Consider the following 479-nt stretch of genomic DNA (forward strand, 5'->3'; position numbering starts at 1 on the left):
GCCGGTGCCCGTCACGACCTCCTGGAAATCCTCGAAGATCGCTACGGTCATCGCTCCACCATCGTCACCAGCCAGCTCCCCGTGGACCAGTGGCATCTGCTCATTGGAGATCCCACCTATGCCGACGCCGTGCTCGATCGCCTCGTCCACAATGCCCATCGGCTCGACCTCACCGGTGAGAGCCTGCGCCGAACCCGGCAATCCGACCGAAAGACCTGAGCCCGTGGCGCTGTGGACATGCCGCTGCGCTTGGACAACGCAATCGCGTTGCCCACATGCCCACAGCAACGGCAGAAGAAGAAAAATAGGTTGAAGTCGCGATTCCAGATTGACCGCGCGCCTTGACCGATGCCAGAGAACCAGCCGGCCAGAACGCCTCGCCGCTGGGCGAGATCAAATCGGAAAGGTGGGCGACATCGTCTCGGAATCCACGGGCGACTTCATATCGGTACGCCTGGGCGACTTCGTCGGAATCCGCA

General features: G+C 62.0%; 1 protein-coding gene. It reads left to right on the forward strand.

The features are described from left to right. A partial coding sequence (locus tag AC0L2O_RS36365) for an ATP-binding protein (protein WP_473373145.1) occupies positions 1-219 on the forward strand: 219 nt, incomplete at its 5' end. Positions 220-479: the final 260 nt, after the last annotated feature.

Source organism: Bradyrhizobium sp. Kon10 (assembly GCF_055807395.1).